This window comes from Erwinia sp. S38 (assembly GCF_016624545.1).
Taxonomy (GTDB): Bacteria; Pseudomonadota; Gammaproteobacteria; order Enterobacterales; family Enterobacteriaceae; genus Erwinia; species Erwinia coffeiphila.
In genome coordinates this window covers 43,258-57,021 of the sequence record NZ_JACVTS010000006.1, presented here as the reverse complement: position 1 = coordinate 57,021, position 13,764 = coordinate 43,258, and the positions used below count along the sequence as shown (strand labels likewise).

The window sequence follows — 13,764 nt, the reverse complement described above, 5'->3', positions numbered from 1 at the left end:
CATTATAGCGGCAACGTCTAAGCGAGTCGAGGCTGCACACTCCCCCGACGCACGCTACTTTTTACATTTTTGCGATGAAACCGCAAGAATTTGATGAGAGCAGAGGCTTTTCAGCGGCTATAAACGAAAAAACGGCCCAGAGGCCGTTTGGTATTGGAAGATAATTAATAGTTATGCCAGCGTTCCGGCTCCCCGACAGTTAGGCGAGGCGGGCACGGTATCCTGCAGGCTTTCCCACTCTTTGACCGTGTAGCTGTGCAACGCCAGCGCATGGACGCTTCCTGCAAGTTCATCAGCCAGCACCCCATAAATCGCACGGTGCCGTACCAGGAAACGCTGGTCGATAAAACTGTCACTGACGATCACCACCTTGAAGTGACTTTCCGCCCCCGCAGGGACGTTGTGACGATAGCTTTCGTCATGGACCTCAAGGTGCACCGGTGAAAATGCCGTACGTAACTTTTCTTCTATTTGTTCACGGATCATAACCGAACTCCTCTCCAGCAGAGAACTGCGCCCCATCTCTTTAAATGTTAGTCGTTTTTTATGCAAACCCGATGCACTTTAACGAAATTTTCAAATCAGCCAACATTTTTACTTATCGAACGTGAAACACTCAGGCCTGATTGCAGTCCAAGCCTCAAGCGTTCAGTCGTCCGAAAATACGACAACGCGATGAATTTACGCGCTATCGGGGCTTCCCCTGACTACAGGCGATGTTATGATGGCCGGAGTTTTTTCAGCAATACAACTCACGTTATCGAGAAAATAAGCATGTTAAAAAAATTACTGTTCCCCCTGCTGGCCATGTTTATGCTGGCTGGCTGTGCGACAAGCAGCAACACGCTTGATATTTCACCTAAAATCAAGCTGCCCCAGCAGGACCCAGGCCTGATGGGCGTCACCATCAGTATCAACGGAGCCGATCAGCGTACCGATCAGGCACTGGCAAAAGTGAACCGTGACGGTCAGCTGATCACACTGACTCCTTCACGCGATCTTCGCTTCCTGCTACAGGAAAGCCTGGAGAAACAGATGACGGCCCGTGGCTATATGGTTGGTCCAAGCGGTGCAGTCGACCTGCAAATCGTGGTGAATAATCTTTATGCCGACGTGACTCAGGGCAACGTCCGCTACAGCATTACCACCAAGGCCGATATTTCGATTATTGCTACCGCTAAAAACGGCAATAAGCAGGTGAAAAACTATCGCCAGGTCTACAGCGTGGAAGGTGCTTTCAACGCCAGCAACGAAAAAATTACCAATGCGGTTAACGCAACACTGGGTGACGTGATTGCCGATATGGCTCAGGACACGTCGGTCAGCGAGTTCATCAAGCAAAACTCTCGTTAATCATTGCAGGCCCGCCGGGATAGCGGGCCTGACTTTAAGGTCCGTATGCCCAATCACTATTTGCACATTTTCACCCGGCGCAACTCCGCCCTCCTTTTATTACTTGGTTTCGCATCCGGCCTTCCCCTGGCATTAACCTCCGGCACTCTGCAGGCGTGGATGGCGGTGGAAAATGTCGATATCAAAACCATCGGTTTCTTCTCACTGGTCGGCCAGGCTTACGTGTTTAAGTTTCTCTGGTCACCGCTGATGGATCGCTATACGCCGCCATTTCTTGGCCGTCGACGCGGCTGGCTACTGATTACCCAACTACTGCTTATCGTCGGCATCGCCATGATGGGCTTTTTACAGCCTTCGCGCGACCTGACATTGCTGGCGGCGCTGGCGGTGCTGATCGCCTTCTGTTCCGCCTCGCAGGATATTGTTTTTGATGCGTGGAAAACCGATGTACTGAGCGCGGCCGAACGCGGTAACGGTGCCGCCATCAGCGTGCTGGGTTACCGACTGGCGATGCTGGTTTCCGGCGGCCTGGCGCTATGGCTGGCCGACCGCTACCTCGGCTGGCAGGCCATCTGGTGGCTGATGGCGCTGATGATGGTCCCGGGTGTTATCGCAACGCTACTGGCTAAAGAACCCGCGCTAACCTCCGAAGTCCCGCGTTCTCTGGAACAGGCGGTCGTTGCTCCGCTGCGCGATTTCTTTAATCGCAACAATGCCTGGCTGATTCTGTCACTGATTGTGCTCTACAAGCTGGGCGATGCCTTTGCCGCCAGCCTGACCACCATTTTTCTGATCCGCGGCGTGGGCTTTGACGCGGGCGATGTCGGCCTGGTCAATAAAACGCTGGGATTGATAGCGACTATTGTTGGCGCGCTGGTCGGCGGAGTACTGATGCAGCGTCTGAGCCTGTTCCGCGCGTTGATGCTGTTCGGCATCCTGCAGGCCGTTTCCAATCTGGGTTACTGGATTCTGTCGGTGACGGATAAACACCTTTACAGCATGGCGGCGGCGGTAACCGTGGAAAACCTCTGCGGTGGAATGGGCACGGCGGCATTTGTCGCACTGCTGATGACGCTGTGCAACCGCTCGTTTTCAGCAACCCAGTTCGCTCTGCTCTCTGCCCTGTCTGCCGTTGGGCGAGTGTATGTTGGGCCGGTTGCTGGCTGGTTTGTTGATGGCTGGGGCTGGCCGACCTTTTATGCTTTCTCGGTCGTTGCTGCGCTGCCCGGGCTGCTGCTGTTGGCGGGCTGCCGATCAACGCTTGAATATGCGCAGAAACATCCAGACTTTCCACCGCGCACTGCATTTCCCAATGCATACCGTTGGGCCCTGCGCAGTTTGGTGCTCGGATCGCTACTGTTGATTCTCTGGCTGATCGTCCTGGCACTAAACGCATCGGATTTAACCGTGCCTGATGTTATTGTTTCCGGATTGTTAAAAACAGCTGTTTCACTGATGTTGGCAGGCATAGCAGCAGGAACGTTACTCGATTTTTTGGCAGGCCGAAAATTATCTGAAAGTGCCGAATAAATCGCCGCTTAAGCTGATAAATTCGATTTGTTAAGGAAATTATTTCCATAACAATTTAATAACAATAATCCAGGCAATTGTAACACCTGCCTGGATTATTTTTGCGTAGCAGATTACAGCTACAACTGCCAGTTGAATAAAAATAAAATTTTTTGGCTTTTTGAGCGGGATTGGAAAAGTTTTACGCGAAAAATATTTTTAAATAAAGAGTATTAAAACCCGGTGCGTAATTAGTTTTATGCCGTTTATTATCACACAATTGATAAGGACTTGTTAAATAATTGGATCAATAACCGTCTGGTTATAGCGTCTGGATTTTGACCTGACTTTTTTTCATAGAATTTTGTTATATTGCCTCCAACCCATTGCTGCCATTAATATTTTGTCACCGCCAGCAACATATGTGACAGCCTTGGCAAAAGGTGTCAACACCTCGCTGACACAACCTGTTGCAGGTTTACAGTACTGAAACCTTCCCGTAAAATGCCGCCACACTTAAACGACAATAGAGCCCTTGTCATTGAGGTCGTTAAATGAGACTCAGTAAATACAATAAAAGTTTGGGGATTTTGTCATTAATCGCAGGCACCATTTTGTTAAGTGGTTGTGATAGTGCACTGTTAAATCCCAAAGGACAGATTGCAATGGAGCAACGTTCGCTGATACTGACGGCTTTCGGCCTGATGTTGATCGTCGTTATCCCGGCAGTCTTAATGGCCGTGGTGTTCGCCTGGAAATATCGGGCATCAAACACCAATGCGAAATACAGCCCAAACTGGTCACACTCTAACAAAGTTGAAGCCGTTGTCTGGACTGTGCCAATCTTAATCATTGTTTTCCTTGGTATTCTGACGTGGAAATCTACCCACGCGCTGGAGCCAAGCAAGCCGCTAGTTTCCGATCAGAAGCCTGTTGAGATTGAGGTTGTTTCGCTCGACTGGAAATGGCTGTTCATTTACCCGGAACAGGGTATTGCAACCGTCAACCAGATTGCGTTCCCCGCTAATCGCCCAGTTAACTTCAAGATCACGTCTAACTCAGTGATGAACTCCTTCTTTATTCCTACTCTTGGTAGCCAGATCTACTCAATGGCCGGAATGCAGACGAAGCTTCACCTGATTGCGAACGAACCTGGCACCTTTAACGGTATCTCCTCGAACTTCAGTGGTCGTGGTTTCTCTGGTATGAAGTTTAAAGCGATTGCCACTCCTGACGAAGCAACCTTCGAGCAGTGGGTAGCAAAAGCGAAAGAGTCAACCTCTACACTCGCGACTATGGATGATTTTAATAAGCTGGCAGCGCCTAGCGAAAATCACCCTGTTGAATTCTTCTCAAGTGTGAAACCTGGTCTGTTCTTAGATGTTATCAATCAGTTCCAGATGAACCACGGCGGAAGTATGGACATGTCATCGCATGAAGGTATGGATATGAGCCATTCCGCTCACGCGGGAGCCGAGGAATAATACAATGTTAGGTAAATTAACACTGGATGCAGTGCCCCTCCACGAGCCGATTATCGTTGTTACGGTAGCAGCCATCATTCTTGGTGGCCTGGCGCTTGTGGCTGCAATCACTTACTTCGGTAAGTGGAACTATCTTTGGAGCGAGTGGCTGACCTCTGTCGACCACAAAAAACTCGGTATCATGTACATCATCCTGGCCTTCGTCATGCTGCTGCGTGGCTTTGCCGATGCGGTCATGATGCGTAGCCAGCAGGTGCTTGCCTCTGCAGGTGAAGCAGGATTCCTGCCACCGCACCACTACGACCAGATCTTCACCGCCCACGGCGTGATCATGATCTTCTTCGTAGCGATGCCGTTTGTTGTCGGTCTGATGAACATTGCTGTTCCTCTACAGATCGGCGCACGCGACGTGGCCTTCCCGTTCCTGAACAACCTGAGCTTCTGGTTCACCGTTGTCGGTGTGGTTCTGGTTAACCTGTCACTGGGCGTGGGCGAATTTGCTCAGACCGGCTGGCTGGCTTATCCACCACTTTCCGGTGCGGAGTACAGTCCGGGGGTCGGGGTTGACTACTGGATATGGAGTCTGCAGTTATCCGGTATTGGTACGACATTAACAGGTATTAACTTCTTCGTTACTATCCTGAAAATGCGTGCGCCTGGCATGACTATGTTCAAAATGCCGGTGTTCACCTGGGCTTCACTGTGTACTAACGTATTAATCATCGCTGCGTTCCCGGTTCTGACCGTGACCTTAGCGCTGCTGACGCTTGACCGCTATCTTGGTTTCCACTTCTTTACCAATGATATGGGCGGCAACATGATGATGTACGTCAACCTGATTTGGGTTTGGGGTCATCCGGAAGTATACATCCTGGTTCTGCCAGTCTTTGGTGTGTTCTCCGAAATCGTTGCAACCTTCTCTAAAAAGCGTCTGTTTGGTTATACCTCTCTGGTGTGGGCAACGGTAGTTATTACCATCCTGTCCTTCATCGTTTGGCTGCACCACTTCTTCACCATGGGTGCGGGTGCGAACGTTAACGCCTTCTTCGGTATTATGACGATGATCATCGCCATCCCGACCGGTGTTAAAATCTTCAACTGGCTGTTCACTATGTATCAGGGTCGCATTCAGATGCACTCTGCAATGCTGTGGACCGTTGGCTTCCTGGTCACCTTCTCTGTAGGTGGTATGACCGGGGTTCTGCTGGCCGTGCCGGGTGCTGACTTTGTTCTGCACAACAGTCTGTTCCTGATTGCTCACTTCCATAACGTCATTATCGGTGGTGTAGTATTCGGTTGCTTCGCGGGTGTGACCTACTGGTTCCCTAAAGCGTTCGGCTTCACGCTGAATGAAAAATGGGGTATCCGTGCGTTCTGGTTCTGGATTATCGGCTTCTTTGTTGCCTTTATGCCGCTGTACGCGCTGGGCTTCATGGGTATGACCCGTCGTATTAGCCAGGACATCGATCCTCAGTTCCACTCGCTGCTGGTTGTAGCTGCATTCGGTGCTGCACTGATTGCCTGTGGTGTAATCTGTCAGCTGACTCAGTTCTACGTTTCCGTTCGCGACCGTGAACAGAACCGTGACCTGACCGGTGACCCATGGGGTGCACGTACGCTGGAGTGGGCAACCTCTTCACCGCCACCGTTCTATAACTTTGCCGTTGTTCCTCACGTTCACGAGCGCGATGCGTTCTGGGAAATGAAGGAAAAAGGTGAAGCTTATAAACAGCCGACGCACTATGAAGAAATTCATATGCCGAAAAACAGCGGCGCCGGTATCATCATTGCTCTGTTCGCTACCATCTTTGGTTTCGCAGCAATCTGGCACATCTGGTGGCTTCTGGGTCTGTCCTTCCTGGGCATGATCGTGAGCTGGATCGTGAAGAGCTTTGACGAAGACGTGGATTACTACGTTCCTGTTGCCGAAATCGAAAAAATCGAGAATCAGCACTTTGACGAAATTAGCAAAGCAGGTCTGAAAAATGTCAACTGAAACTCTGACTAAACACCACGACGACGCCCATGGGGACCATGGGCATCACGATGCGGGAGCCAATAAGATCTTTGGCTTCTGGATCTACCTGATGAGTGACTGCATCATCTTCGCAACCCTGTTTGCGACGTATGGTGTGATGGTTAACAACACCGCCGGTGGCCCGGCAGGCAAAGATATCTTTGAGCTGCCGTTCGTACTGGTTGAAACCGCCCTGCTTCTGTTGAGCTCCATTACCTACGGTTTTGCAGTTATCAACATGAACAAAGGCCAGAAAGGGGCCGTACTCGGTTGGTTGTTCATGACCTTCCTGTTCGGTCTGGGCTTCATCGGGATGGAAATCTATGAATTCCATCACCTGATCAAAGAGGGCTTCGGTCCGGATCGTAGTGGCTTCCTCTCCGCGTTCTTCACGCTGGTTGGTACCCACGGTCTGCACGTGACCTCTGGCCTGATCTGGATGCTGGTGCTGATGTTCCAGGTTTCCAAGCGTGGCCTGAACGATACTAACCGCGCGCGTATTATGTGCCTGAGCCTGTTCTGGCACTTCCTGGATGTGGTTTGGATCTGCGTATTCACCATTGTTTATCTGATGGGGGCCATGTAATGAGTCATTCTGTAAACGAACATGGCGGCGCGTCACACGGTAGCGTGAAGTCATATATGATCGGCTTTATCCTGTCGATCATTCTGACCGGTATCCCGTTCTGGATGGTTATGGACGGCGGTGCTTCTAAAGCGGTTACGCTGACTGTGGTTCTGGTGTGTGCGGTTGTTCAGCTGCTGGTTCACCTGGTGTACTTCCTGCACCTGGACAGCAAGTCTGAGGGCGGCTGGAATATGGTTGCTATCGTCTTCGCGGCGATCATCATCCTGATTGTTGTTGTCGGCTCTCTCTGGATCATGTGGAACCTCAACTACAACATGATGACCCACTAACAGAGCTACTGTGATGATTAAGCGATACCTGCAAGTAACAAAACCAGGGATTATTTTCGGGAATTTAATTTCTGTTATCGGGGGATTCCTGCTGGCTTCTAAAGGCAGCATCGATTACTCCCTGTTTCTCTTCACCCTTGTCGGCGTTTCGCTGGTGGTGGCATCGGGTTGTGTTTATAACAACTACATTGACCGCGACATCGACAAAAAGATGGAGAGAACCAAGAATCGGGTGATGGTCAAAGGCCTCATCTCTCCGAAACTGAGCCTGGTTTATGCGACCGTTTTAGGTATTGCTGGCTTTGCGATGCTGTATTTCGGAGCAAATCCGCTGGCCATGTGGCTGGCGGTGATGGGTTTCGTGGTTTATGTCGGCGTTTACAGCCTGTACATGAAGCGCAACTCCGTCTACGGCACCCTGATTGGCAGCCTCTCTGGCGCAGCACCTCCGGTGATCGGCTACTGTGCGGTTTCCAATCAGTTTGACGCCGGTGCGTTGATCCTGCTGGCTATCTTTAGCCTGTGGCAGATGCCGCATTCCTATGCGATTGCTATCTTCCGCTTTAAAGATTACCAGGCAGCCAACATTCCGGTTCTGCCGGTGGTGAAAGGCATTTCGGTCGCGAAAAATCATATTACGCTGTATATCCTGGCGTTTATGATTGCCACGCTGATGCTGACGCTGGGTGGTTATGCCGGATATAAATATCTGGTGGTGGCCGCAGCGGTTAGCGTCTGGTGGCTGGGTATGGCACTGTCAGGTTACAAAACCTCAAACGACCGAGTTTGGGCGCGTAAACTGTTCGTGTTTTCAATCGTTGCTATCACCGCGCTGAGCGTGATGATGTCTGTCGATTTTATGACCCCCGCTTCTAAAGATCTGCTGACTTACGTCCGGTAAGCAAAGCTGCATCACGATAAAGGGCGCGATTTCGCGCCCTTTCTTTTTGTTACGACTTCTTCGCAAGTAATGTTGTACCCGCCCTCCCCTCGCACATAAACTATGCGCACTAAATGTATGAGGTAGTAATGAACGATAATAAAATGACCCCGGTCGAGCTTCGTGCTACCTGGGGCCTGGGGACGGTTTTTTCCCTGCGTATGCTGGGCATGTTTATGGTGTTACCGGTCCTCACCACTTATGGCATGGCTTTACAGGGAGCCAGCGAAGCATTGATCGGGCTGGCCATCGGCATTTACGGTTTAGCCCAGGCCGTATTCCAGATCCCCTTTGGTCTGCTTTCCGATCGTATTGGCCGCAAGCCGCTGATCGTCGGCGGACTGATTATTTTTGTTCTTGGTAGCGTGATTGCCGCATTAACCACCTCAATTTGGGGAGTAATCCTTGGCCGAGCGCTACAGGGCTCCGGTGCGATAGCCGCAGCGGTAATGGCGCTGCTCTCCGATTTAACACGCGAACAGAACCGCACCAAAGCGATGGCGTTTATCGGCATCAGCTTTGGCATCACCTTCGCTATCGCCATGGTGCTGGGGCCGATCGTGACCAATGCGTTTGGCCTGCACGCGTTGTTCTGGATGATCGCCGTGCTGGCAACCTCAGGTATTGTTATTACCCTTCTGGTGGTGCCTTCCGCCTCCAGCCACGTGCTCAACCGCGAGTCGGGCATGGTGAAAGGCAGCTTCCGCGATGTGCTGGCAAACAGCCGCCTGGTGAAACTGAATTTCGGCATTCTCTGCCTGCACATTTTGCTGATGTCGAGCTTTGTCGCGCTGCCGGGCCAGTTTGAACGCGCGGGCTTACCGGCCGCCGAACACTGGAAAGTGTACCTGGTGACCATGCTTATCGCCTTCGTCAGCGTGGTGCCCTTTATTATTTACGCCGAAGTGAAGCGCCGTATGAAGCGCGTGTTTATCTTCTGCGTGGCGCTGATGCTGGTGGCGGAAGTCGTCCTCTGGCTGGCTGGTGGCCATTTCTGGACGCTGGTTATCGGCGTGCAGCTGTTCTTTGTCGGCTTTAATCTGATGGAAGCCATTCTGCCCTCGCTGGTCAGCAAAGAGTCCCCTCCCGGCTTCAAAGGCACCGCTATGGGGCTGTACTCAACCAGCCAGTTTATCGGCGTGGCGATCGGTGGCAGCATGGGCGGATGGGTATTTGGTCATTTTGATGCGCAGAGCGTATTTGTGGTTGGCGCAGTCATCGCCGCGGTCTGGCTGCTGGTCAGCATCACCATGCAGGAACCGCCTTACGTCAGCAGCCTGCGGATAACGCTGGAAGCCTGTACCTTGGATAAAAATGCACTGGAGCAGAAGCTGAAAACCGAGCCTGGCGTAACGGCCGTATTTATCGTGCCGGAAGAGCAAAGTGCCTACGTCAAAATCGACAGTAAGGTCACCAGCCGCGCTACGCTGGAAAAACTGATTGCTTCAGCGGCGTAAACCGTATCTAAATACCGCAAATGCACCGCCCGGCCGTGGTCGGTGCAATGCTTCAGATCCGCACGTCATTGCAGACCCATTCGCGTTGAAATGAATATGTACCAGCCAGCCCCTGAACAGGGGCCAGCCAGCCAACCTCATATCACCTGCACCTCAGCACTCGGGCCTTACATCACGGTCCGAAACGCCAAAACAAAGAGGCGATGTGAGGATCAGTCGCGGAAGTTTTTGAACTGGAATGGCTGGCCCAGTTCGCCCTTACGCACCAGCGCCATTGCGCCCTGCAGGTCATCGCGTGACTTACCGGTAACGCGAACTTCATCACCCTGAATCTGGGTCTGAACTTTCAGCTTGCTGTCTTTGATCAGCTTAACCAGCTTCTTCGCTACATCGCTCTCAATGCCTTTTTTCATTTTGGCATCGACGCTCCAGTTTTTACCGCTGTGCTCAATCTCTTCGGGCACGTCCAGCGCCGCATTTTCAATGCCGCGCTTCAGCAGTTTTTCACGCAGGATATCCAGCAGCTGTTTCACCTGGAAATCTGACTCGCTGGCAACCTTGATGGATTCATTTTTTTCGTTCAGCTCGAAGCTGGCCTGCACGTTACGGAAATCAAAGCGGGTGGCGATTTCGCGGTTGGCGTTTTCAACGGCATTGCGCACTTCCTGCATGTCAATTTCGGAAACGATATCGAAAGATGGCATGATCTATTCTCCTGAGACTAAAGTGACAGGCATAATACCTGCTTGCCACGGGTAAATAAAACTGCGGACGCTGAAAGCTATAATAATCAACAGATGCGCGGGTAAACTGTTTAACTCACCCCGCCGCGGGGAGGAACAATGAAAATCACCGTACTTGGATGCGGAGCTTTAGGGCAGATCTGGCTTGCTGCTCTTGAACAACAGGGGCATGAAGTTCAGGGCTGGTTAAGGGTTCCACAACCCTACTGCTCGGTAAACGTGATCGATTTACACGGCTCCCCGATCAATAAAACGCTGATCGCTAACGATCCGACCTTTCTCGCGAAAAGCGATCTGCTGCTGGTCACGCTGAAAGCCTGGCAGGTATCTGAGGCCGTGAAGAACCTGCAGTTTATCCTGCCGGAAAACTGTCCGGTGCTGCTGCTGCACAACGGCATGGGCACACTTGATGAACTGAAAACGCTGCGTCAGCCATTGCTGCGCGGCGTTACGACGCATGCGGCCAGGCACGATGGCACAGTGATCGTCCACGTAGCCTCCGGGATAACGCATGTCGGACCCATTTCTCCTGCTGCTGAAGCAATGAGCGAGCTCGCGGAAACGCTGCATGCCGCACTACCTGATGTCGCCTGGCACAACAATGTCGCCTCTGCGGCCTGGCAGAAGCTGGCGGTGAACTGCGTGATTAACCCACTCACCGTATTTTACGACTGCACCAACGGCGAGCTGATGGAGCACCGTGAGGAAATTGACGCGCTCAGCAATGAAGTGGCCGCCGTCATGGAACGAGAAGGCCAGCATATCTCACGCGAATGGCTGATCGACTACGTGATGGATGTGATCCGCAGCACGGCGGGCAATACCTCTTCCATGCTGCAGGATATCCGTGCCCAGCGCCGTACGGAAATTGACTATATCAACGGCTACGTGATCCGTCGTGCCCGCGCTCAGGGCCTGGTAACACCGGAGAACAACCGTCTTTTTGAATTTATTAAGCGTAAGGAACAAGATTATGACCGCGAACGCATCGGTGCTGGTTTGCCTGGCACCTGGGAGTGAAGAAACCGAAGCCGTTACCACCATCGATCTACTGGTGCGCGCGGGCATTCGCGTCGTCACCGCGAGCGTGGCCGAAAACGGCGATCGTGAAATTGTCTGTTCACGCGGAGTGCGGCTGCTGGCGGATGCGCCGCTGGTGCAGGTGGCCGACGACGAGTTCGATGCCATCGTCCTGCCGGGCGGTTTGAAGGGTGCCGAGTGTTTTCGCGACAGCCCGCTGCTGGTCGAGGCCGTGCGGCAGTTTCACCTTTCCGGCCGCATCGTGGCCGCTATGTGCGCCACCCCGGGCACCGTACTGATCCCGCACGACCTGTTCCCGGTGGGGAATATGACCGGCTTCCCGGGGCTGAAAGAGACCATTCCCGAAGGTAAGTGGATGGATCGCCGCGTAGTCTGGGATCGTCGCGTGAATCTGCTGACCAGCCAGGCACCGGGTACCACCATTGATTTCGCCCTCAAGCTGATTGATTTACTGGTGGGTAAAGACAAAGCGCGTGAAGTTGGCGAGCAGATGGTACTGGCGGCAGGGATTTACGACTATAAGGATTGAGCAACGGCAACTTATTACTGAGTTGCTGAAGATAAGGCTGGCAAAGTACGCCCATCAAGCGTGATTAACGCTAACAAGCGTGATTTATTTCAGCGCGGATATCCGGGCTTTTTCTTAGAAATCTGGATATCCGCAGCTGGACTGATGGGGGATGGCAACAGTGAGTGTGCTGCCATTCCGTATGTTAAGGGCGATAAATCTTCACGTTGGTAAAGCCCTGCTCGTGCAGATACAGCGCCTGCAAACGGCTCATCACGCCGCGCTCGCAGTACAGCAGCCAGGTTTTCGACTGGTCGAGATCGCCAAACTGAGTGCTCAGCTTGTAAAACGGCAGGGATTTCACTTCAACGCCGTCAACCTCAAGCGGACGAGCATCCTGTTCGTCGTTGGAGCGGATATCCAGCACCGCGTCATTCGTACTAAATGACGCCACGGTTTCCACTTCCACCACTTCTTCCTGAGTTTTCTCAGCGATCTGGCGGATATCGACGTTGGTCGCCTCTTCCACCATGCGGTCGAGAATGGTGAAATCGAAGTTCTGCTCTTCCGCTTCAATTTTCGCCTTCACGGCTTTCACCGTCGGGCTTTTCGAGATCACACCACAGTACTCCGGCATGGTGCGGGCAAAGTCTTCCGTTCCGATTTCACGCGCCAGATTAATGATGTGCTCTTTATCGTGTGAAATCAGCGGACGCAGGATCAGGGTATCGCTGGCGTTATCAATTAAGCGCAGATTGGTGAGAGTCTGGCTGGAAACCTGCCCCAGCGCTTCACCGGTGACCAGCGCCTGCACGCCGTAGCGTTCGGCCACTTTCGACGCCGCGCGCACCATCATGCGTTTCAGCACCACGCCCATCTGGCCATCATCCACTTTTTCCAGGATCTCACCGACCACCGGCTCAAAGTTGATAGCAACAAAGCGAACGCGATGCGAGCTGCCGTAGCGCTTCCACAGATAGTGGGCCACCTGACGCACGCCAATCTCATGAGCGGCACCGCCCAGATTGAAGAAGCAGTAATGAACGCGGCAGCCGCGACGCATCAGCATATAGCTGGAAACGCCGGAGTCGAAACCACCGGAGATCAGCGACAGCACGTCTTCCTGTGTGCCAATCGGGAAGCCACCGATACCTTCAAAGCGGCCGGTTATCAGCAGCAGGCGGTCGTCTTCAATTTCCAGGTTAACCGTCACGTCCGGGCGGTTTAGCTGCACGCGGGCAGAAGCCACGTGCTGGTTCAGGCCGCCACCAACGTAGCGCTCAACGTCCTGCGAGCTGAACTCATGCTTACCGCGGCGCTTGACGCGTACACAGAAGGATTTCCCTTCAATGCGTTCGCGGGTCAGTTCCAGCGTCTGCTCGAAGATGTTGTGCACATCGGTGTAAGGACGGTCTTCAACTTCCAGAATATGGTGGATACCCGGGATACGCGTCAGCTCACCGATAATCGTTGGCCGCTGGCTCTCATCGCGCGCGCGTACTTCGATATGGTCCCAGTGGCGCACCACGGCAAGGTTTTCATCGTAGTGTTTAAGTACGTTGCGAATATTTCCGGTAAGGATTTTGATAAAACGCAGGCGCACGGACTGGCTTTTAATGGTGATTTCTGGGAATAACTTAATGATAAACTTCATGGTGGCATGGGTTCGCTAGGCAATTAAGTGCTGAAACGAAAGGCACTTAGCTGGTAAAATCAGGGTCTTGCAAAATGGCTCATGGCCTTTGCATTCAGGCGCAGCAGTATATCATCATTTGCCCGATGGGTGCTTATTCA

At 52.4% G+C, this 13,764-nt stretch carries 13 protein-coding genes; 10 read left to right on the top strand and 3 right to left on the bottom strand.

Features of this window, described 5'->3' with window-relative positions; all coding sequences use genetic code 11:
- Nucleotides 1–171 precede the first annotated feature (171 nt).
- Nucleotides 172–486, bottom strand: coding sequence for a transcriptional regulator BolA (bolA, locus tag IBT46_RS08800; RefSeq protein ID WP_105590797.1), 315 nt, complete (start codon nucleotides 484–486; stop codon nucleotides 172–174).
- A gap of 288 nt (nucleotides 487–774) precedes the next feature.
- On the opposite strand from bolA, the gene IBT46_RS08795 reads away from it, so the two are divergent.
- From IBT46_RS08795 to IBT46_RS08760, 8 genes are all read left to right on the top strand, one after another.
- Nucleotides 775–1,353, top strand: a complete 579-nt coding sequence (locus IBT46_RS08795) for a lipoprotein (RefSeq protein WP_105590796.1) — start codon at nucleotides 775–777, stop codon at nucleotides 1,351–1,353.
- A 45-nt stretch (nucleotides 1,354–1,398) separates the two neighbouring features.
- Nucleotides 1,399–2,883 (top strand): muropeptide MFS transporter AmpG, encoded by a 1,485-nt coding sequence (gene ampG / locus IBT46_RS08790; RefSeq protein WP_200545365.1) that lies wholly within the window; start codon nucleotides 1,399–1,401, stop codon nucleotides 2,881–2,883.
- Nucleotides 2,884–3,416: 533 nt separating this feature from the next.
- A complete protein-coding gene (gene cyoA / locus IBT46_RS08785; RefSeq protein WP_105590794.1) occupies nucleotides 3,417–4,346 on the top strand; it encodes a cytochrome o ubiquinol oxidase subunit II in 930 nt (309 codons plus the stop codon).
- 4 nt (nucleotides 4,347–4,350) lie between these two features.
- Nucleotides 4,351–6,342 carry a cytochrome o ubiquinol oxidase subunit I gene (gene cyoB / locus IBT46_RS08780; RefSeq protein ID WP_200545364.1) on the top strand — a complete coding sequence of 664 codons (1,992 nt, stop codon included), beginning with the start codon at nucleotides 4,351–4,353 and terminating at the stop codon, nucleotides 6,340–6,342.
- Nucleotides 6,332–6,949, top strand: a complete 618-nt coding sequence (locus IBT46_RS08775; RefSeq protein ID WP_200545363.1) for a cytochrome o ubiquinol oxidase subunit III — start codon at nucleotides 6,332–6,334, stop codon at nucleotides 6,947–6,949. Before cyoB ends, IBT46_RS08775 begins: the two co-directional genes overlap by 11 nt.
- Nucleotides 6,949–7,281, top strand: a complete 333-nt coding sequence (locus IBT46_RS08770; RefSeq protein WP_105590791.1) for a cytochrome o ubiquinol oxidase subunit IV — start codon at nucleotides 6,949–6,951, stop codon at nucleotides 7,279–7,281. The genes IBT46_RS08775 and IBT46_RS08770 overlap by 1 nt, the downstream gene beginning before the upstream one ends.
- A 13-nt stretch (nucleotides 7,282–7,294) precedes the next feature.
- The gene (gene cyoE, locus IBT46_RS08765; protein ID WP_123335681.1) at nucleotides 7,295–8,182 is read left to right on the top strand and encodes a heme o synthase; all 888 of its coding nucleotides are present in this window, start codon (nucleotides 7,295–7,297) and stop codon (nucleotides 8,180–8,182) included.
- A 128-nt stretch (nucleotides 8,183–8,310) separates the two neighbouring features.
- Nucleotides 8,311–9,678 (top strand): MFS transporter, encoded by a 1,368-nt coding sequence (locus tag IBT46_RS08760; RefSeq protein ID WP_200545362.1) that lies wholly within the window; start codon nucleotides 8,311–8,313, stop codon nucleotides 9,676–9,678.
- A gap of 212 nt (nucleotides 9,679–9,890) precedes the next feature.
- Here IBT46_RS08760 and IBT46_RS08755 read toward each other — a convergent pair whose 3' ends face one another.
- A complete protein-coding gene (locus IBT46_RS08755; RefSeq protein ID WP_105590788.1) occupies nucleotides 9,891–10,382 on the bottom strand; it encodes a YajQ family cyclic di-GMP-binding protein in 492 nt (163 codons plus the stop codon).
- A gap of 138 nt (nucleotides 10,383–10,520) precedes the next feature.
- Between IBT46_RS08755 and panE the strand changes: the two genes are divergently transcribed.
- Nucleotides 10,521–11,441, top strand: a complete 921-nt coding sequence (gene panE / locus IBT46_RS08750) for a 2-dehydropantoate 2-reductase (RefSeq protein WP_200545361.1) — start codon at nucleotides 10,521–10,523, stop codon at nucleotides 11,439–11,441.
- Nucleotides 11,395–11,991 (top strand): protein deglycase YajL, encoded by a 597-nt coding sequence (gene yajL / locus IBT46_RS08745; RefSeq protein WP_200545360.1) that lies wholly within the window; start codon nucleotides 11,395–11,397, stop codon nucleotides 11,989–11,991. The genes panE and yajL overlap by 47 nt, the downstream gene beginning before the upstream one ends.
- 184 nt (nucleotides 11,992–12,175) lie before the next feature.
- Here yajL and thiI read toward each other — a convergent pair whose 3' ends face one another.
- Nucleotides 12,176–13,624, bottom strand: a complete 1,449-nt coding sequence (gene thiI, locus IBT46_RS08740) for a tRNA uracil 4-sulfurtransferase ThiI (RefSeq protein ID WP_200545359.1) — start codon at nucleotides 13,622–13,624, stop codon at nucleotides 12,176–12,178.
- Nucleotides 13,625–13,764 lie beyond the last annotated feature (140 nt).

Coding starts and splice junctions, on each gene's coding strand:
- IBT46_RS08795 (WP_105590796.1), top strand. CDS start 775: ATGTTAAAAAAATTACTGTTCCCCCTGCTGGCCATGTTTATGCTGGCT.
- IBT46_RS08770 (WP_105590791.1), top strand. CDS start 6,949: ATGAGTCATTCTGTAAACGAACATGGCGGCGCGTCACACGGTAGCGTG.
- ampG (WP_200545365.1), top strand. CDS start 1,399: ATGCCCAATCACTATTTGCACATTTTCACCCGGCGCAACTCCGCCCTC.
- IBT46_RS08760 (WP_200545362.1), top strand. CDS start 8,311: ATGAACGATAATAAAATGACCCCGGTCGAGCTTCGTGCTACCTGGGGC.
- thiI (WP_200545359.1), bottom strand. CDS start 13,624: ATGAAGTTTATCATTAAGTTATTCCCAGAAATCACCATTAAAAGCCAG.
- IBT46_RS08775 (WP_200545363.1), top strand. CDS start 6,332: ATGTCAACTGAAACTCTGACTAAACACCACGACGACGCCCATGGGGAC.
- panE (WP_200545361.1), top strand. CDS start 10,521: ATGAAAATCACCGTACTTGGATGCGGAGCTTTAGGGCAGATCTGGCTT.
- yajL (WP_200545360.1), top strand. CDS start 11,395: ATGACCGCGAACGCATCGGTGCTGGTTTGCCTGGCACCTGGGAGTGAA.
- IBT46_RS08755 (WP_105590788.1), bottom strand. CDS start 10,382: ATGCCATCTTTCGATATCGTTTCCGAAATTGACATGCAGGAAGTGCGC.
- cyoB (WP_200545364.1), top strand. CDS start 4,351: ATGTTAGGTAAATTAACACTGGATGCAGTGCCCCTCCACGAGCCGATT.
- bolA (WP_105590797.1), bottom strand. CDS start 486: ATGATCCGTGAACAAATAGAAGAAAAGTTACGTACGGCATTTTCACCG.
- cyoE (WP_123335681.1), top strand. CDS start 7,295: ATGATTAAGCGATACCTGCAAGTAACAAAACCAGGGATTATTTTCGGG.
- cyoA (WP_105590794.1), top strand. CDS start 3,417: ATGAGACTCAGTAAATACAATAAAAGTTTGGGGATTTTGTCATTAATC.